Here is a 17,934-nt window from a genome sequence, read left to right on the forward strand (position 1 = left end):
CGAGGGCGCCATGAACGCTGACCCGCAAGCCGCAGGGGAGGGTGCCTCCTCCTCGCGCGCCAAATGGCTTCTCACGGGCTTCCTGCTCCTCCTCGTCGCCGTGTTCCTGGCTCTGGGAACCTGGCAGGTGCAGCGGCTGTTCTGGAAGCTCGATCTCATCGCGCGCGTCGAAAGCCGCGTCCACGCCGATCCTGTTCCGGCACCAGCCGGGGCGGAATGGCCGGCCATCAACTCGGAGAAAGACGAGTACCGCCACGTTACCGCCACCGGACTCTTCCAGCACGACAAGACGGTGCTGGTGCAGGCCGTGACGGAGCGCGGCGCCGGTTTCTGGGTGTTGACGCCGCTCGTCCTGCCGGATGCATCGACCGTCGTCATCAACCGTGGCTTCGTGCCCGCCGAGAAGCGCGATCCCGCTGCGCGCGTGGCAAGCGAGCTTGCCGCCGGCCCCGTCACCGTGACCGGCCTGCTGCGCCTCAGCGAACCGGTCGGCGGCTTCCTGCGCGCCAACGATCCGGCAAACGACCGGTGGTTCTCCCGCGATATCGCCGCCATCGCCGCCGCCAAAGGCCTGAGCACTGTCGCGCCCTATTTCATCGACGCGGACGCGACGCCCAATCCGGGCGGCCTGCCGGTCGGTGGGCTCACCGTCGTCGCCTTCCGCAACAGCCATCTCGTCTACGCGCTCACCTGGTATGCGCTGGCGGTGATGAGCCTCGCGGGCGTCTATCTGGTCCGCAAGCAGCGGGCCGCATGACATTCCCCGCAACTTGGTGCTTGCCGAGCCGCGTGCGCGAAAATATGAAGGCGGAAATCATATTTGCGAGGACCTGCTTTCCATGAGCGCATCGGCGGCACACGCAACCAGACCTTCCACCGCTCCGGCCTCCGTGTTCTCCCTGCACGATGTCGGCATGGAACTGGAGGGGCGGGCGCTACTGAGCTCGATCTCGCTGGAAATCGTCGAAGGCCGCTCGGTCGCGCTGATCGGCCATAATGGATCGGGCAAGTCGACGCTGCTGAAACTTCTCGGCCGGCTTGCCACGCCGACATCCGGCCGCATCCGCTTCGAGGGCCAGCCGCTCGAAAGCTGGGACCGCCGCCCGCTGGCCCGCCGACTCGCCCACCTGCCGCAGTCCCTGCCGATGGCGCCGGGCATGCTGGTGAAGGAACTGGTGGCGCTCGGCCGCTACCCCTGGCATGGCGCGCTCGGCCGGTTTTCCGCCGAGGACCGCCGCAAGGTCGAAGAAGCGATCGAACTGACCCATCTCGGCCCGCTCGCCGATCGCCTGGTCGACAGCCTTTCGGGCGGCGAACGCCAGCGCGCCTGGATCGCCATGCTGGTGGCCCAGGACGCCCGCTGCATGCTGCTCGACGAGCCGATCTCCGCCCTCGACATCGCCCATCAGATCGAGGTTCTCTCGCTGGTGCGCGACCTGACAACGCAGAAGAACGTCACCATCGTCACCGTGCTGCACGACGTCAACATGGCGGCACGCTACTGCGACGACATCGTCGCCTTGCGGGGTGGCGAGGTGGTCTCGATCGGCACGCCGGAGAGCATCATGACGCCGGCAGAACTCGATCGCATCTTCGGTGTCGCCATGGATGTGGTACGCCAGCAATCCTCCGGCCGCCCGCTCGCCTTCGCGCGCTAGCTTTTCTTGTTGACGAAGCTGGCATTGCCGAGCCCGGTGCCGATCGTCACCGCGGCCCAGCTTTTGACGTCCTTCATGCGCGGCACCTCCGAAAGGCCCTGAACGACGGCATCGTTGTGCATGATGACGAAGGTCGGCTGGTCGGTGATGCGCGGAATGGCGGTACGCAGCGCCTCCGGCAGGTTGAAATGCGTGCTTTCCCAATTGCCGCCCGGCAGGTTCTGCCCACCGCGGGCAATCGACCCATCCGCTGCGATGATGCCGGGGCAGCCGATGCCGATGACGGGCGCCAGCGCCAGCTTGGCCTTCTCGGCCTTGGCGATCAGCGCCTCGATCATGCGCACGAGATATTCGATGGTCGCCGTTCGGCGGGGTTCGTCGTCGGCATGGCGCCAGAGTTCGGACTTCCAGACCTTGGCCTTGGAGAAATCCGCTTTTTCGCCGAGGTTGAGCTTGACGACGCCGGCACGGATGTTCGTGCCGCCGATATCGACGGCGAGGATCGCGTCGTGTCCCTTCAGCATCCAGGAGGGAATGAGGTGCACGGCGCCGATGAGTCCGGCCTCGTCCGGATGGTTGGCGATCGGCTTCAGCGCCACCTTCAGGCCTTCCGCCTTGAGCAGGATCTGGGCGCGCGCAATTGCCAACATGCCGACCTTGCTGTCGCGAAACCCGCCGCCCACGGCGATCGTTTCGGTATCCTTCCAGGAATCTTCCTTCAGATACCGGGCAAGCACGTCCGCGAGCGTCTTCGCGAAGTCGCCGATCGCCGCCATCACGAGAGCGGCCGCCTCGGATTCCGGGTCCTTCAGCAGCGCATCGACCTCCTTCTTCGAGAGATCGTCGGTTGGAACGCCGCCGAGCGGATCGTCGCCGCCTTCGCGGACCCGCTTGCGCCAGTCGTTGATGGCGTCGCGGAAGGCGCCCTTGTTGGCCCGGTCGCCGATGAAGCCATCCTTGTCGCGCCGTTCGAGATTGTAGCTTGCGACGGTGACCGTCGGAAGCTCTTCCGCCCCGTGGGTGACGGGCGCTTCGTTCTCCTCGACCGGTCGCGATTTCTGTTTGGCCATGTCCGTTCCTTTGTTGATGCGAGACCACAATGCGCCCGGGAAAAACTTGTTCCTGCCGGGAGCGCGAACATCTGCCCTTGCCGGGAGGCAATCGCGATCTACTTGCTGGTCGATGAGCGAACAGGAAAAATTGCGGCCGTCCGATGCCGCAACCCGCCATCTCATCCGCCGTCTGGTCGAGGAACCCGACCGCTGGGCGCTCTTCCTCGACATCGACGGCACCCTCATCGATCTCGCGACGACGCCGGATGCCATCCAGGTGCCATTGTCGCTGCCCGGCACCCTAGATGCAGTCTCCGCCCGGTTGCGCGGCGCGCTGGCGCTGGTGACGGGCCGCAGCCTGCCCTATGCGGACGGGCTCTTCGCGCCCTTCCGCTTCCCCATCGCCGGCCTGCACGGCGCGGAGTTCCGGGGCGCCGACGGCGAGACTTCGATCGTCACGCAAACCCCAGCCTTCACCGCGCTGAAACAGCGCCTCGTCGAACAGACGGCCTGGATGGAGGGCGTGCTGATCGAGGACAAGGGTGCGGCCGTCGCCGCGCACTACCGGCTGGCACCCGCCTATGACACCGCGCTTGAAACCACGATGCGCCACCTTGCGGACGAGGCGGGGCCTGACTGGGTGCTGCAACCCGGCAAGATGGTCTTCGAAATCCGTCCCGCCCGCGCCGACAAGGGCGATGCGGTCGCCTCCTATCTGGAGCAGCCGGCCTTCGCCGGTCGCCTGCCCATCGCGATCGGCGACGACCTGACGGACGAATCCATGTTCGCGCTGGCAAATGCGCGCGGCGGGCAGTCGATCCGGGTCGGCTCGCTTTCCACGGCCACCTGCGCGCTTTCGAAAGCCTCCTCGCCCTCGGCCATCCGCTCCGCGCTTGCCACCATCGCCACTGCGCACGAGCAGAGGGCGGCGTCCGCCTCCTGATCATCCGGAACAGAAACGGCCTTCGCGCCTTTCCTCTTCGGCAAAGGGAGACCACGATGAAACACAAACTTCTGGCCAGCGACGCGGGCGAACGCACCTTCATTCTCGTTCTCGACGAGGGGGACGAGGCCTTCCGCTGCATCGTCGACTTCGCAGAAAGAGAGGGCGTTACGGCCGCTTCGATCACCGCGATCGGCGCGTTTCGTTCGGCGACGATCGCCTTCTTCGACTTCGAGACGAAGAGCTACGAGAAGATCCCCGTCGCGGTCCAGTCGGAGGTGCTGAGCATGCTCGGCGATATCGCGATCGACGACGAAGGCAAGGCGAGCCCGCATCTGCATGTCGTGCTGGGCCTTTCCGACGGCAGCACGAAGGGCGGTCATTTCCTGGAAGGCTATGTGCGGCCGACGCTGGAAGTCATGCTGCGGGAAACGCCGGCCGATCTCAGGCGCAAACACCGCGCCGATCTCGGCATCGCCCTCATCGACCTTGGTTAGTCCGGGTAGCCGGATGCCTCTTTCCAGAGGGAAACCAGCGGCCCTGTGGCGCCATAGAGCGGATCGCTGTGCGGAACGGGCAGGGTGGCGATGATTTTCATTTCGCCCCGCGTTGCCGCCTCCGTCTCGATATCGGCGTGCTGGCCCGGCGGATAGCCGCCGACCACGAGGAAATCCTCGCTGGCGGAAATCCGCATATGGCCGGTGCCGGCCGGAAGCACCAGGCAATCACCCGCGTTCACCTCCAGGGTGGCGCCCTCCGGCCCGCCGATCAACAGTTCGGCCTTGCCTTCGGCGATGCCGAGCACCTCATGCGCCCCGACATGGTAGTGCTGGTAGGAAAAGACACCGTTACGCCAGAGCCCCTGCCACCCGGCATCGGAAAATCGGCGTTCGAAGCCATGCGCGCGATCCTTCTCCGCGGCAGTAAAAACCTGCCTGTAGACTAGGACCGGCAGGAAAGGATGGTTCGGCACCCACTCGCTGGCGGGGAAGAAATGTATCTCCGGGTTCGTCATCTCGACCTCGTTCACCGCGTTCCGGCGTCTTTATACCGCCAAACTGCCCACGCGACCGAATGTTCCGGGAACCGACGGCGCCATGCCGCATTAGGGGTTCGAACGGAGACACTCGCCATGGATAACAAGGACCGCCTGATCCTGGCGCTGGCAGCACTTCTGCGCGCCGAGCGCGAAACCCGCGGCGCCCTGCTGGAGGTATTGGAGGAGGATTCCATTTCGCGCGAAACGCTGATGGCGATCCTGTCCGATCCGATCCCGATCGTCACGCAGGAGGACATCGCGTTTGCCGAACGGTTCGCGCTCTCCAAGCACCTGCCGATCGAGAGGAAGAGCTGATGGCGCCGCGTTCCTTCTGGAAGGGATATCTCAAGCTCTCGCTCGTCACCTGCCCGGTGGCGATGACGCCGGCGATTTCCGAGGAGGACAAGGTGCGTTTCCGCACGCTGAACGGCAAGACCGGCAATCCCGTCGTCAGCCGTTATGTGGATGGTGTTACCGGCAAGGCGGTCGGCGAGGACGACGAAGTGAAGGGCTATCCCCGCGGCGAGGACGATTACGTCATGCTGGAGGACGAGGAGATCGAGGCAGTAGCGCTCGAAAGCACCCGCACGATCGACATCGAGACCTTCGTGCCCCGCGAGACGATCGAATGGATCTGGTACGACGCGCCGCACTTTCTCGTGCCGAACGATACTGTCGGGGAAGAGGCGTTTTCGGTGATCCGCGAGGCGATGGCGGCGACCGGCACGGTCGGCATTTCCCGGCTGGTGCTCTATCGCCGCGAGCGCGCAGTGATGCTGGAGCCGCGGGGCAAGGGCATCGTGCTGTGGACGCTGCGCTACGGCGACGAGGTGCGCGAGGAGAAGGACTATTTTATGGGAATGAAGGCGGGCAAACCGGAGGCCAAGGCGCTAAGCTTGGTCAAGACGCTCATCAAGGAGCGCACGAAGCCGTGGGATCCGAAAATGGCGGACGACCCGGTGCAGGACCGCCTTCTCGACATCATCGCCACGAAGAAGAAGGGCCGCAAGCGCCCGGCCAAGGCGAAGACGCCCCCGCCGACTTCCGGCAATGTCATCAACATCATGGATGCGCTGCGAAACAGCATCAAGGCCGAGGGCAAGGGCAAGTAGCCCTCAACCCTTCGCCTTGCCCTTTGCAGCCTTCAGCGGCTCCGCCGCAGCCTTGAACTCCGCCCAGGGATCGGCGTCGAGCGCCTGGAGCCGCGTCGGCGTGTTTTCGACGGTGAAATAGGCGGGGCCGATATCCGGGCTGAGCTCGTTCCAGGCAAGCGGCATCGACACGGCGGCACCGGGACGGGCGCGGGTGGAATAGGGTGCGACCGCCGTCATGCCGCGCTGGTTGCGCAGGTAGTCGATGAGGATCTTGCCGCTGCGCTTCGACTTGGTGATGGTCGAGACATATTTGTCCGGGCTGTCCTTCGCCATGGCGTCGGCAATGCCCTTGCAGAACGCCTTGACCGCCGGCCACTGCGCGGAAGGTTTCAGCGGCGCAACGACGTGCAGGCCCTTGCCGCCGGAGGTCTTGACGAAGGCGTTGAGCCCTGCCGCCTCCAGCCGCTTGCGGGTCTCCTCCGCCGCCTCGATGATCGCGGGCCAGTCGACGCCGTCGCCGGGGTCGAGGTCCATGATGATGCGGTCCGGCCGTTCCCAGTCGGCAAGGATCGAGCCCCAAGGGTGGATTTCCAGCGTCGCCGACTGTACGAGGCCCAGCAGCCCGTCGAGATCGTTGATCGCGACATAGGGCTCGTCATCCTTCTCCGCCGGGTCCTGCACCTCGACGATATTGGCATTGATACCTCTCCAGGCGTGTTTCTGGAAAAAGGTCTGGCCGTCGATGCCGCTTGGCGCGCGCAACAGCGCGAGCGGCCGGCCGACGATATGCGGGGCGATATAGCGCCAGACCTCGGTGTAATAATCCGCAAGACCCTCCTTGGTGACGCCCTCGTCGGGCCAGTAGACCCGGTCAGGATGGGTGAGGCGCACGGTGCGGCGCGGCGGCTTTTCGTCTTTCGGGGTGGTTTTCGATCTGGGCACTTCGGCGACGACCTCCGTTGCGGGCTTGTCTTCCCTCAAACCGCGGAAGGAAGCATGCCGCAGATGTCCATCGGCCGTCCAGGCGCGAAATTCCACCTCCGCCACCAGTTCCGGCCGCACATAGCGCGCCTGCCGCGCTTCATCCGCCGTCAGCGGCCGGCCGAACGGACTTTCGTCCGTCCGCATGCGGTTCAACCGCTTGAAGAGATCGGCAGCGACCGAGGCGCTGAAGCCGGTTCCGACCCGGCCGACGGGTTCGAGCTTGCCATTCTTGTAGACACCGAGCACGAGGGAACCGATCGCCTGGCGCGACACCGAGGAGGGCACGAAACCGCCCACCACAAATTCCTGGCGTGCCGAACATTTCGATTTGATCCAGCTCTTGCTGCGCCCGCTACGATAGGGCGCGTCGCGCAGTTTGGAAACGACGCCTTCAAGGCTCAGCCGGCAGGCATGGCGCAGCACAAGTGCACCGTTCTCGTCGAAATGCCCGCTGTAGCGCAGCGTGCCCTCCGTGCCGGGCACGAGCGCGTTGAGCACGGACTTTCGCTCTTCAAGCGGCAGACGCGTCAGGTCGTAACCGTCCAGATAGAGAAGGTCGAACACATAGAAGATGAAGCGGTCGTCGCGCCCTTCGCTGAGATCGGCCTGGAGGGCGGAGAAATCGGAAGCGCCGGCGGCGGTTTCGACGACCAGTTCGCCGTCGATGATCGCCGTGCCGAGAGGCAAATCGCGCAGCGCCTCCGGCACGGCCTTGCCGAATTTCCTCGTCCAGTCGAGACCGCTGCGGGTGAGCAGCCTCACGCGGCCGGCCTCGATGCGGGCCTGGAGCCGGTAGCCGTCAAACTTGATCTCGTGCAGCCATCGTTCACCGGCGGGTGGCGCGGCAGCAAGCGTCGCCAGCGTCGGGGGCAGGAAATCCGAGATTTTCGCTTTACGGGCGCCCTTGAGACCGGACGGATCGGGCACAGGGGCCGTCTTGACCTCCGGCTCTACCTTCTTACTCAGTTTCGGCTTCGCGGATTTCCGGATGCGCCCCGTCTTCGACGACCAGCCCGGCGCCTCGCCGGCGACATCCGCGATTTCCCGTCCCGTCTTCACCGATTCCGGCCGCTCATTAAGAAGGCCGTCCTCCCCGTCCGGTATGGCGAACTCGTCGTCGCCCTTGATCAGCAGCCAGTTCTCGCGTTTCTCCCCCGGCTTGCCCTGCATGCGCACGAGATGCCACCGGCCATGCAGCTTCTCGCCATCGAGCTCGAATTCGAGATGCCCCTTGGCATAGGCCTTCTTTGCATCGCCAAGCGGTTGCCAGGTTCCGCGATCCCAGACGATCACCGTGCCGCCGCCATATTCGCCCTTGGGGATCGTGCCTTCGAAGTCGCCGTAGGCCAGCGGGTGGTCCTCGACATGCACGGCGAGCCGCTTTTCGCTCGGCACCAGGCTCGGGCCGCGCGTCACCGCCCAGCTTTTCAACACACCGTCCATTTCGAGTCGGAAATCGTAGTGCAGGCGGGTCGCGTCATGTTTCTGGATGACGAAGCTGTTGCCGCTCTTGCGCCCCTTGCGCCCCTTCGGCTCGGCGGTCGTCTTGAAGTCCCGTTTCTGCCGGTAGACATCTAGCGTCGCCATGCTCAGCCTGCCTTTCGCCCGCCGGCGGCCGGCTTGCGTGTGGCGGTTTTCTTCGTGCCGCGTTTCGCCGTCTTGCCGTCGTTGCCCGCGCTCTGCCGCAGCGCTTCCATCAGGTCGATGACCTTGCCCTCGACCTTCGGTTTCTGCGGCTTGATCTTGCGGCCCTCGATCTTCGCCTTCACCACCTCGGCCAGCGCCGCATCGTAGCGATCGTCGAACGTCTTCGGATCGAAGCGGCCGCTCTTCGTCTTGATGATGTGTTCGGCCAGTTCCAGCATCTCGCCCTTCAGCTTGATGTCCGGAATTTCCGAAAACGTCTCCTCGGCGGAGCGCACCTCGTAGTCGTAGTTGAGTGTGGTCGCGATGAGGCCGTCGCCGTGCGGGCGAATCAGCATGGTGCGCATCCGGCGGAAGAGCACGGTCTCGGCGAGCGCCGCCACCTTTCGGCTCTTCATGCCCTCGCGGATCAGGGTGAAAACCTCCTCGGCGTGCCTGTCGGCGGGCGCAAGGTAATAGGGTTTGTCGAAAAACAGGTCGTCGATCTCATCGCAGGCGATGAAGGCCTCGACATCCATCGTCTTGTCGCTTTCCGGCACCGCCGCGGCGACTTCGTCCGGGTCGAGCACGATATAGTCGTCCTTGCCGGTCTCGTAGCCCTTCACCTGGTCGTCGCGCTCCACCGGCTTGCCGGTCTCGCTATCGACGAATTCGCGTCTCAGCCGGTTTCCCGTCGCACGGTTCAGCATGTGGAAGGAAATACGCTCATTCGTCGAGGCGGCCGTATAGAGGGCGACCGGGCAGACGAGCTCCGCCACCTTCAAAAAACCCTTCCAGTTCGCTCGTGGCGCCACGCTGCCGCACTCCCGCTCCAAAGCGAAAGCAATGCCGGCCGGCGTCATTTGTTCCGGCTTTTTTCAGCGTCGGGAACCAAAGTCGTTTCCAAGACTTTCCGCGCAGAACGAATTGACGTCACCAAGGCAAGGCAGCAGATCGTGCGAATTGAAGAGTTTCCGTTGCGCGTCCCGAGCGAAGACACGCCGTCCGCCATCATCCGCCCCGGATGCAATGTCTGGCGCACGGCGAAAGCCGACCGGCTGAGCGTGCTCGTCGATGGCGAGGCCTATTTCCAGGCACTGGAAAGCGTGCTGAAACAGGCGCAGCGCGAGGTGTGGATCATCGGCTGGGACTTCAATCCGGATATCCGGCTTCGGCCCGGCGACCCGCAAGCGCCGACCCTTGGCGCCTTCCTGCTGAACCTCGCCGAAACGCGTCCGTCGCTCACGATCCGGGTGCTGATCTGGTCGATGGGGCCGATCTATTCGGGAAAATCACTCAAAATGTTCCGCAAGCGGCGGTGGTCCTCCCATCCGCGCATCGTGCTCGCCTTCGACAACCGGCATCCGCTGCGCGGATCGCACCACCAGAAGATGGTGGTGGTGGACGACCGCGTGGCCTTCGTCGGCGGCATCGATCTCACGGCGAAACGCTGGGACACCAGCGAGCACCGCGTCGAGGACCCCCGCCGCGCGCTGCCATCCGGCGAGCGCTATGAGCCGGTGCACGACATGCAGGTGGCGCTCGAAGGCGACGCCGCGCGGCTGGCCGGCGACATTGCGCGCAGCCGCTGGCTGTTTGCGACGGACGAGGCGGTGGCGGCTTGCGGGACGGACTCTAACGTGCGCCTCGACGGCATCGTCGCCGACATGACGAACAGCACCGTCGCCCTTGCCCGCACCGAACCGGCGCTACGCGGCCGGGCCTGCTGCACGGAGGCGATGGACCTCACGCTTGCGGCCCTGTCCGCAGCGCGCCGGCATATCTACATCGAAAGCCAGTATTTCGCCTCGAAGAAGGTGTGCGACGTGCTGTGCGAAAAGCTTGCAGACCCGGATGGCCCGGAGGTCGTGGTGATCTCGACCTTGAGTTCGCATGGCATGATCGAACGCATGGTGCTCGGCGCGAACCGCGATCGTTTTGTCCGGCGGCTTCACCAATGCGATAAATTCGGCCGCATGCGGGCGTTCTATCCCGTCGTGCCGAAGCCTGATGGCACGGAGCAGGAAATCGTCATCCACTCGAAAGCCCTGATTGTCGACGACATCTTCCTGCGCATCGGCTCCTCCAACCTGAACCAGCGCAGCGAGGGACTGGATACCGAACTCGATATCGCGATCGAAGCGCGCACGGAAGCTGAACGGCGGAGCATCGTCGCGCTGAGGGACCGGCTGTTGGCGGAACATCTCGATGCGGACCCCGCAACCTTTGGGGCTGCTGTCCGGACAGAAAGCTCGCTCGTCACGGCCATCGACGCCTTCAACACCCGTGCGCGCGGCCTGCGCCAGTTCGAGGCCGCTAAGGGCGAGGGCGCCACCGAGCCGGTTTTCGGCACGGGGCTGGTCGATCCTGTCGCGCCGTGGTGGCCGCTCTCCACCTTAGTGGATTCCTTCCGCCGTCAGCTCGGGCTGTTGCGCAAGCCGGTGTCCTCGTTCGGTCCGAGCAAGGCTTCGCTGGCCAGCAGCGAAACGAGCCCGAGCGGAAGCGGGATGAAGAAATAGACGACGCGGAAGGCGATCAGCGCGCCGATCGACGCCGAACCGCCGAGCAGGAAGCCGATCGTCGCCTCCAGCACGCCGAGCCCGCCCGGCACATGGCTCACGAGCGCGGTGAGGTTGCCCACCACATAGGCCGCCGTCGTTTCCATATAACCGGCGGCACCCGCGAGGAGCTGGTGCAAGGAGGCAGCGACGAAGGCGAAGTTGAGCGTTCCCACGGCAATCTGCAAGGCCGCGATGCGCGGCGTCGGCAAAGCGAAGCGCCAGCTCCGCACCTTGAGTTCCCCGCGCACGAAGGCGGAAAGCGCCAGATAGCCGGCGCCGAGCGCCAGGCAGAAGGCGCCGAGTGCGACGGACGCCGCTGTGCCAAGCCCAGCCACCTTTCCGGCCGTGCCGGGAAGCAGGATCAGGCAGAGGCCGGCCAGCGTGATAAGGCCAAGGCCGACCGTCACGCCGCAGAAGACGATCAGCTTGGCGATCTCCTCCGCGGTCAGGCCCCAGCGGGAATAGAAGCGATAGCGCACAGCACCGCTGCTGAGTGCGGCGACGCCGACATTGTGGCCGATGGCGAGGCTGGTGAAGGAGGCGAGGGCCGCGCGCGGATAGGCGAGCGGCTTTCCGACATAACGCAGAGCGAGGAAATCGAAGAGCGTCAGGCAGAGATAGGAACAGGCGGCGAAGGCAAGCGCGAGGGCGAAATTCGTGCCGGGGATTTCGGCGATCGAGCCAGTGATATCCGCCCACGAATATTGGCTCAAGGTCCGGTAAACCAGCCAGCCGGCGACGAGGACCGCGCAGGCGACCAGCGCGTGGAGAATATGGGCTCGTTTCATTCGTTCGATCTTTCCTGAATATGTCGGGGCGGAACGAAAACGGGGCTTTTCGTGTTCCCGGGGGTGCGAAATATCGAAAGGAACGGCATGGGCAGGCGCCTCAGGATCGCGACCTACAATGTACATAGCTGCTTCGGCACCGACCGCCGGCTCGATCCCGGCCGCATCGCCGAGGTGATTGCGGAATGCGAGGCGGATATCGTTGCGTTGCAGGAGGTGGACGTGGCGCGGGCCCGCAGCGGCGGCGTCGACCAGGCGCAGACGATCGCCAACCATGTCCGCATGGTCTCGCACTTCCATCCGGCACTTCACCTCGAAGAAGAGCGTTATGGCGACGCGCTGCTGACCGCTCTTCCGACCCGTCTCGTCAAGGCCGCCGGCCTGCCGTCACGCGGCGAGCCGCGAGGCGCGCTCTGGGTCGAAGTGCCGTTCGGGGAGGTGACGTTGCAGATTTTCGTCACGCATCTCGGCCTTTTCGGCGCCGAGCGCGTGCGCCAGACGGAGGCCTTGATGGGGCCGGGCTGGCTCGGCGCCGATATGTCGGAAACGTCGCGCACCATTTTCGTCGGCGATCTCAATGCCATCTCCCGCTCCGCCTCCTATCGCATGCTGGCGCGGCGCTTCACGGATGCGCAGATCGCGTCAGGCGGTAAGCCCAGAGCGACATTCCCCTCCCGCCTGCCGCTGCTGCGCATCGACCATATCTTCGTCGGCGCGGGTATCCGGGTGCAAAAGACCTTCGTGCACAACAGCCCGCTTGCACGCCGCGCTTCCGATCACCTGCCGCTTTGCGCCGATCTGGAGATCGAATAGGGACAAATTGCGTGTGTTTGGGAACTTCTTCGCGCAAAGGCCATTTCACCCATTGCCTTGAAGGGAGGGCAAGATGGAACAACACGCGAATATCCAGCTGCATTTCGACGTTCTGAGTTGCCGGGCGTTGCTGTCCTGCGAAGGCAAGGATTATGTTCTGCCGGATACCTATCCGAGCAAGGAAGCCGCGCAGGCCGCGGCCCAGAAATTCGCATGGGAGAAACTCGGGCTGAAGAGCCGCCGCGCAAGCGAAGCCTCCGACCTCGCGATCTGGCTGCGCTAGCCGCCGGGCCAGTAGCGGTCGTCGGCGAAGTCCGCCGGAATGGGCCGGAGCGCCGAAAGCGTGCTGGCGACGAACTCGATCTGCATCATGCGGTAGCGCGTGGCGCTCGGCACCGGTCGACCGGTTGCGAGCGCACGCAGGCGGTGCGGATCGTTATCGCCGGCCGCAAGCCGGCGGCGCGCTTCCCGCATCACATCCTCGGTCGTCGGCAATATTCGATCGGAAGGGTTGATGTCCGTGCCCCCGACAATCCTGAACCGCGCTTGCTCCATGTCCTGTATCTCCGGAATCTCTCCCGGAGAAAGCATCACGCCGTAAGCTTGTATGAGGCTGGCAGGCCGGGCGCGACACCGCGCCCGGCCGTTCAAATATCATGCCACCTCCTTCTGCGCGGCGGCGTTGACGGCGCTTTCGGCAAGCGTGGTCAAGGCTTCGTCCGTCTTCGATTCTTCCTTCAGCGTCGCATCGAGCAGTTTTGCCGCGTCACGGTGGCCGAGCTGTTCCGCCCAGGCCTTCAGCGTGCCATAGCGCGTGATCTCATAGTGCTCGACCGCCTGCGCGGAGGAAATCAGGCCGGCATCAAGGGCAGCCGTGCCCTTGAAGTCCTCGATGATTTCCTCGCCCTCGGAAAGGATGCCTTGGATTGCCTCGCAGGTCTTGCCCTGCGCGCGCTTGCCGATCGCCTCGAACACCTGCTGCAGGCGCTCGATATGGCCTTCGGTTTCTTCCTTGTGCTTTTCGAAGGCCTTCTTCAGCGCTGGCGCCTGGGCGGCACGGGCCATCTTCGGCAGCGCCTTCACGATTTGCCGCTCGGCGTAATAGATGTCCTTCAGCGTATCGTAGAACAGATCGTTGAGCGTCTTCTCAGCCATTTCGATGTCCTCTTTGATTGGGCTCCTTGATTGGGCTCCGGCGAACGCCGGACCGGACAACAACCGGCTCGCCCGCGCGATGTTCCGCGCATGCCGGAAAATTGCGCGTGCTTGCCCGGTGCCGGCATTTGACGTGGTGCCGCGGCGCCCTATCTCTGGTCGCGGTCCCGGGTGCCACCGGCAGGCCGGACAAATTTGGATGGACGGGATCGATTGCGGTTTTCGCGGGGAAGCTGCGCTACTAAGGTTGCCACATGGCGATCGGGAAAGAGGTATGAATGGCGTCGCAACATGATGGGCAACATCCGTTCCTGAGCGGAGGCGGCGATGCCGCAAGCCTGATCGTCGCCTTCGACTGGTCCACAACGCCGCTCGGCCCCATCGGCGGATGGCCGCAGAGCCTCAAGACCACCGTCAGCCTGATGCTGCGCTCGCCGGTGCCCATGGTGCTGCTGTGGGGCGAAGACGGCATCATGATCTACAACGAGGGCTACTCGGTGTTTGCCGGCGGGCGGCACCCGGAACTCTTCGGCAGCAAGGTGCGGGAGGGCTGGCCGGAGGTCGCCGACTTCAACGACAATGTCATGAAGGTCGGCCTTGCCGGCGGCACGCTCGCCTACAAGGACCAGGACCTGACGCTCTACCGGCACCGGGGCGAGCCTGAACAAGTCTGGATGAACCTCGACTATTCACCGGTGCTCGGCGAGGACGGCCAACCCGCCGGCGTCATCGCCATCGTGGTCGAGACCACCGCCAAGGTGAAGGCAGAGGAGCGGCTGAAATCGGAAGGCGAGCGGCTGCGCCAGATGTTCGAGCAGGCGCCCGGCTTCGTCGCGACGCTCGCCGGGCCGGACCATGTCTTCGAGATCGCAAACAATGCCTATCTCCAGCTTGTCGACCAACGCGACATCCTCGGAAAGCCCATCCGCGAGGCGCTGCCCGAGGTCGTGGAACAGGGTTTCGTCGCCCTGCTCGACCGGGTGCTCTCCACCCGTCGCCCCTATGTCGGCAGGGGCGTGCGCGTGCTGCTGCGCCGCCGCCACGACAGCGCGCCCGACGAGCGCTACCTCGATTTCATCTACCAGCCGGTGTTCGACGAGGCCGGCCGGGCGACCGGCGTCTTCGTGCAGGGCCATGACGTCACCGAGCAGCGGGGCGCCGAGGATGCGTTGCGGGAGAGCGAGGCGCGGTTCCGGCTGGCGGCGGACAATGCGCCCGTCATGCTGTGGATGGGCGACGAAAACGGCAAATGCCTCTACCTGAATGCCGCGAAACGGGAATTCTGGGGCGTCGCACTGGAGGATGTCGCCGGTTTCGACTGGAACGAGACCGTCCATTCCGACGACCTTCCGGGGCTCGTGGAAACGGTGGGCGAAGCCATGCGGCGGCAGGTGCCGTTTTCCGTGGAGGCGCGCTATCGCCGCAAGCTCGGCTGTTACCGGCTGCTGCACACGGAGGCCCAGCCGCGTTTCGGCGCAGGCGGCGAATTCATTGGCATGATCGGCGTCAATGTCGACGTCACCGAGGTGCGCGCGGAGGAAATGCGGCGCAATTCGCTGATCGAGCTTGCCGACCGATTCAGCGAACTGACCGAGCCCGCCGACATCGCCTTTGCGGCGGCCGAGATGCTGGCGAAGGTGCACAATGTCAGCCGCGCCGGCTATGGCACCATCGACCTCGTCGGCGAGACGATCACCATCGAGCGCGACTGGAATGCGCCTGGCGTCGACACGATCGCCGGCGTGCTGAAATTCCGCGACTATGGCAGCTATATCGAAGACCTTCGGCGCGGCGAAACCGTCGTCGTCACGGATGCCGAGACGGATCCCCGCACGAAGACGACCGCAGACGCCCTGAAGGCGATCAAGGCGCGGGCCTTCATCAACATGCCGATCACCGAGGCCTCCGGCCTCGTGGCACTACTCTATCTGAACCACGAGGAAGCACGCGAATGGGCGCCGGGCGACCTGGATTTCGTGCGCGACGTCGCCGCGCGAACCCGCGTCGCCGTGGAACGGCGCCGCGCCGAGCAGAAGCTCGAACAGCTGGCCAACTCGCTGGAGCGCCAGGTCAGCGAGCGCACCGCCGAGGTCAACCGCCTCTGGCGCAACGCGCGCGACCTGCTGGTGGTGACCGGCGAGGACGGCACGATCCGCTCGGTCAACCCGGCCTGGTCGGCGGTGCTGGGTTTTCCGGCGCGCGAAAGCGTCGGCCGGCGCCTCGGCACCTTCGTCTGGCCAGACGATGCGGCAATGTTCCTGACAGGCGACCGGCGCATGCCGGACCTCGACGTGCGCTTTCGCCATCTTGACGGATCGGCGCGCTGGATCTCCTGGCGCATCTTCGTCGAGGAGGGGCTGACCTTCGCATACGGGCGTGACGTGACGGCGGAACGGGAACAGGCTCGCGCGCTGACCGACGCCTCGGAGCAGTTGCGCCAGGCGCAGAAGATGGAGGCGATCGGCCAGCTCACCGGTGGCGTTGCGCACGATTTCAACAATCTTTTGCAAGTCATATCGGGAAATCTTCAACTGCTGAGCAAGGACATTGCCGGCAATGCGCGGGCGGAACAGCGCATCGCCAATGCCATTGCCGGCGTCGGGCGCGGTTCCAAGCTCGCCAACCAGCTCCTCGCCTTCGGCCGCCGGCAGGCGCTGGAGCCGAAGGTCATCAATATCGGCCGCTTCATCTCCGCCCTGGAAGACCTGCTGCGCCGCACGATCGGCGAGGCGATCGAAGTCGAGACGATCCGCTCCAGCGGCCTGTGGAACACCTATATCGATCCATCGCAGATCGAGAACGCCGTGCTCAACCTCGCCATCAATGCGCGCGACGCCATGAACGGCATCGGCAAGCTGACGGTGGAGGTGGGCAATGCCTATATCGACGACACCTATGCCCGGCACCATCCGGATATCAAGCCCGGGCAATATGTGCTGCTCGCTGTTACCGATACCGGCGAGGGCATGACCGCCGAGGTGCTGGAACGCGCCTTCGAACCATTCTTCTCCACCAAGCCGGTCGGCAAGGGCAGCGGGCTCGGGCTCTCCATGGTCTATGGTTTCGTCAAGCAATCAGGCGGGCATGTGAAAATCTACAGCGAGCCGGGCGAGGGCACGACAGTGCGCATCTACCTGCCGCGCTCGAAGGAAGAGGAAGACCGGCTCACCGATATCGACTACGGCCCGGTCACCGGCGGCACGGAGACGATCCTTGTCGCCGAGGACGACGACGAGGTGCGCGCCACCGTCGTCGAAATGCTGGGCGACCTAGGCTATTCGGTGCTGAAGGCGCGCGATGCGGCGAGTGCGTTAACTGTCATCGAAAGCGGCGTGTCGATCGACCTGTTGTTTACCGATGTCGTCATGCCGGGGCCGCTGCGCAGCCCCGATCTCGCCCGCAAGGCGCGTGAGCGCCTGCCGAACCTCGCGGTGCTCTTCACTTCCGGCTACACGGAAAATTCGATCGTGCATGAAGGCCGGCTCGATGCCGGCGTGGAGCTCCTGTCGAAACCCTACAGCCGCGAGGCGCTGGCGCGAAAAGTGCGCGCGACGCTGACGGGCCGCAAGAAGGCGGATGCCGAAAGCCCGGCCGGCGAGGGCCAATCCGGGAAAGGGGCGATCAAGGCCAAGACACTCAAAATCCTGCTGGTCGAGGACGATTTCCTGATCCGGCTCAATGCCGCCGATCTGCTGCAGGAACTCGGCCACGACATCGTCGAGGCGACGACCGCGGAGGAGGCACTGCCGCTGCTGAAGGCCCACGCCTTCGATATCCTGCTGACGGATATCGGCCTGCCGGCCATGCCCGGAACGGAGCTGGCCACCCTTGCGCGCGAGGAAAACCCCGCCATCGGCGTCGTCTTCGCCACCGGCCATAACAGCCTGCCCAGCATTCCCGGCGACCGCCCGGCCATCCTCCTGCAAAAACCCTACGATTCCGCAGCCGTCGCGGCCGCCCTGGCGGCTGCCTGAACCGAGATTGCGCCGATCGTTCCTGCGACGCTGATCGCAAAAGTGGATTGCCAATCCATGATTTCTATTTTTAAGTGTGCAATTACTGATTCACACTCATAGATTTAGAACTGGAGCCGAAATGGGTGTCCTGGGTGCTCTGCCAGAAAGTCTCGTCTGCCGCCCGATCGAGGAGGCCGACTGGCCGGCGTCATCGATTGCCTTGGCCGCGGTTTTCCCGAACGTGCACGGAAGCATTGGGAGGAGGCGC

The 17,934-nt window shown here is 64.8% G+C and carries 17 protein-coding genes; 10 read left to right on the plus strand and 7 right to left on the minus strand.

Features of this window, described 5'->3' with window-relative positions; translation table 11 throughout:
* The first annotated feature begins 10 nt into the window (after positions 1 to 10).
* Both J2Y63_RS10315 and J2Y63_RS10320 read left to right on the plus strand, forming a co-directional pair.
* Positions 11 to 757, plus strand: coding sequence for an SURF1 family protein (locus J2Y63_RS10315; protein ID WP_435266011.1), 747 nt, complete (start codon positions 11 to 13; stop codon positions 755 to 757).
* Between the two features lie 82 nt (positions 758 to 839).
* Entirely contained in the window at positions 840 to 1,658 is an 819-nt protein-coding gene (locus tag J2Y63_RS10320; protein WP_435266012.1) for an ATP-binding cassette domain-containing protein, read from the plus strand.
* Here J2Y63_RS10320 and J2Y63_RS10325 read toward each other — a convergent pair.
* Positions 1,655 to 2,728 carry an ROK family protein gene (locus J2Y63_RS10325; protein WP_435266013.1) on the minus strand — a complete coding sequence of 358 codons (1,074 nt, stop codon included), beginning with the start codon at positions 2,726 to 2,728 and terminating at the stop codon, positions 1,655 to 1,657. The genes J2Y63_RS10320 and J2Y63_RS10325 overlap by 4 nt on opposite strands.
* 112 nt (positions 2,729 to 2,840) lie before the next feature.
* Between J2Y63_RS10325 and otsB the strand changes: the two genes are divergently transcribed.
* Complete coding sequence (otsB, locus tag J2Y63_RS10330; RefSeq protein WP_435266014.1) at positions 2,841 to 3,653, plus strand: trehalose-phosphatase; 813 nt, start codon at positions 2,841 to 2,843, stop codon at positions 3,651 to 3,653.
* 56 nt (positions 3,654 to 3,709) lie between these two features.
* A complete protein-coding gene (locus J2Y63_RS10335) occupies positions 3,710 to 4,150 on the plus strand; it encodes a PPC domain-containing DNA-binding protein (protein WP_435266015.1) in 441 nt (146 codons plus the stop codon).
* Here J2Y63_RS10335 and J2Y63_RS10340 read toward each other — a convergent pair.
* A complete protein-coding gene (locus J2Y63_RS10340) occupies positions 4,147 to 4,668 on the minus strand; it encodes a cupin (protein WP_435266016.1) in 522 nt (173 codons plus the stop codon). The genes J2Y63_RS10335 and J2Y63_RS10340 overlap by 4 nt on opposite strands.
* A gap of 117 nt (positions 4,669 to 4,785) precedes the next feature.
* On the opposite strand from J2Y63_RS10340, the gene J2Y63_RS10345 reads away from it, so the two are divergent.
* Together J2Y63_RS10345 and J2Y63_RS10350 are read left to right on the plus strand one after the other, a co-directional pair.
* Positions 4,786 to 5,007 (plus strand): hypothetical protein, encoded by a 222-nt coding sequence (locus J2Y63_RS10345; protein ID WP_256116824.1) that lies wholly within the window; start codon positions 4,786 to 4,788, stop codon positions 5,005 to 5,007.
* A complete protein-coding gene (locus J2Y63_RS10350; protein WP_435266017.1) occupies positions 5,007 to 5,804 on the plus strand; it encodes a Ku protein in 798 nt (265 codons plus the stop codon). Before J2Y63_RS10345 ends, J2Y63_RS10350 begins: the two co-directional genes overlap by 1 nt.
* A 3-nt stretch (positions 5,805 to 5,807) precedes the next feature.
* Here the strand turns inward: J2Y63_RS10350 and ligD are convergent, their stop codons facing one another.
* A complete protein-coding gene (gene ligD, locus J2Y63_RS10355; protein WP_435266018.1) occupies positions 5,808 to 8,357 on the minus strand; it encodes a DNA ligase D in 2,550 nt (849 codons plus the stop codon).
* Positions 8,358 to 8,359: 2 nt separating this feature from the next.
* Positions 8,360 to 9,208 carry a Ku protein gene (locus J2Y63_RS10360; protein ID WP_435266019.1) on the minus strand — a complete coding sequence of 283 codons (849 nt, stop codon included), beginning with the start codon at positions 9,206 to 9,208 and terminating at the stop codon, positions 8,360 to 8,362.
* Positions 9,209 to 9,370: 162 nt separating this feature from the next.
* Between J2Y63_RS10360 and J2Y63_RS10365 the strand changes: the two genes are divergently transcribed.
* The gene (locus J2Y63_RS10365; RefSeq protein ID WP_435266020.1) at positions 9,371 to 10,912 is read left to right on the plus strand and encodes a phospholipase D-like domain-containing protein; all 1,542 of its coding nucleotides are present in this window, start codon (positions 9,371 to 9,373) and stop codon (positions 10,910 to 10,912) included.
* On the opposite strand, the gene J2Y63_RS10370 is transcribed toward J2Y63_RS10365, so the two are convergent.
* Complete coding sequence (locus J2Y63_RS10370) at positions 10,810 to 11,742, minus strand: UPF0104 family protein (RefSeq protein ID WP_435266021.1); 933 nt, start codon at positions 11,740 to 11,742, stop codon at positions 10,810 to 10,812. The two genes, J2Y63_RS10365 and J2Y63_RS10370, sit on opposite strands and share 103 nt — an antisense overlap.
* Positions 11,743 to 11,829: 87 nt before the next feature.
* On the opposite strand from J2Y63_RS10370, the gene J2Y63_RS10375 reads away from it, so the two are divergent.
* The gene (locus J2Y63_RS10375; RefSeq protein WP_435266022.1) at positions 11,830 to 12,555 is read left to right on the plus strand and encodes an endonuclease/exonuclease/phosphatase family protein; all 726 of its coding nucleotides are present in this window, start codon (positions 11,830 to 11,832) and stop codon (positions 12,553 to 12,555) included.
* A 73-nt stretch (positions 12,556 to 12,628) separates the two neighbouring features.
* A complete protein-coding gene (locus tag J2Y63_RS10380) occupies positions 12,629 to 12,838 on the plus strand; it encodes a hypothetical protein (RefSeq protein ID WP_435266023.1) in 210 nt (69 codons plus the stop codon).
* Here the strand turns inward: J2Y63_RS10380 and J2Y63_RS10385 are convergent.
* On the minus strand, positions 12,835 to 13,110 hold the full coding sequence (locus tag J2Y63_RS10385) for a hypothetical protein (RefSeq protein WP_435266024.1): 276 nt from the start codon (positions 13,108 to 13,110) through the stop codon (positions 12,835 to 12,837). The genes J2Y63_RS10380 and J2Y63_RS10385 overlap by 4 nt on opposite strands.
* 99 nt (positions 13,111 to 13,209) lie before the next feature.
* Complete coding sequence (locus J2Y63_RS10390) at positions 13,210 to 13,710, minus strand: ferritin-like domain-containing protein (protein WP_435266025.1); 501 nt, start codon at positions 13,708 to 13,710, stop codon at positions 13,210 to 13,212.
* Between the two features lie 278 nt (positions 13,711 to 13,988).
* Here J2Y63_RS10390 and J2Y63_RS10395 point away from each other — a divergent pair, with 278 nt between their 5' ends.
* Positions 13,989 to 17,684 (plus strand): PAS domain S-box protein, encoded by a 3,696-nt coding sequence (locus J2Y63_RS10395; RefSeq protein ID WP_435266026.1) that lies wholly within the window; start codon positions 13,989 to 13,991, stop codon positions 17,682 to 17,684.
* Positions 17,685 to 17,934 lie beyond the last annotated feature (250 nt).

This window comes from Shinella sp. BE166 (assembly GCF_051201095.1).
Taxonomy (GTDB): Bacteria; Pseudomonadota; Alphaproteobacteria; order Rhizobiales; family Rhizobiaceae; genus Shinella; species Shinella lacus.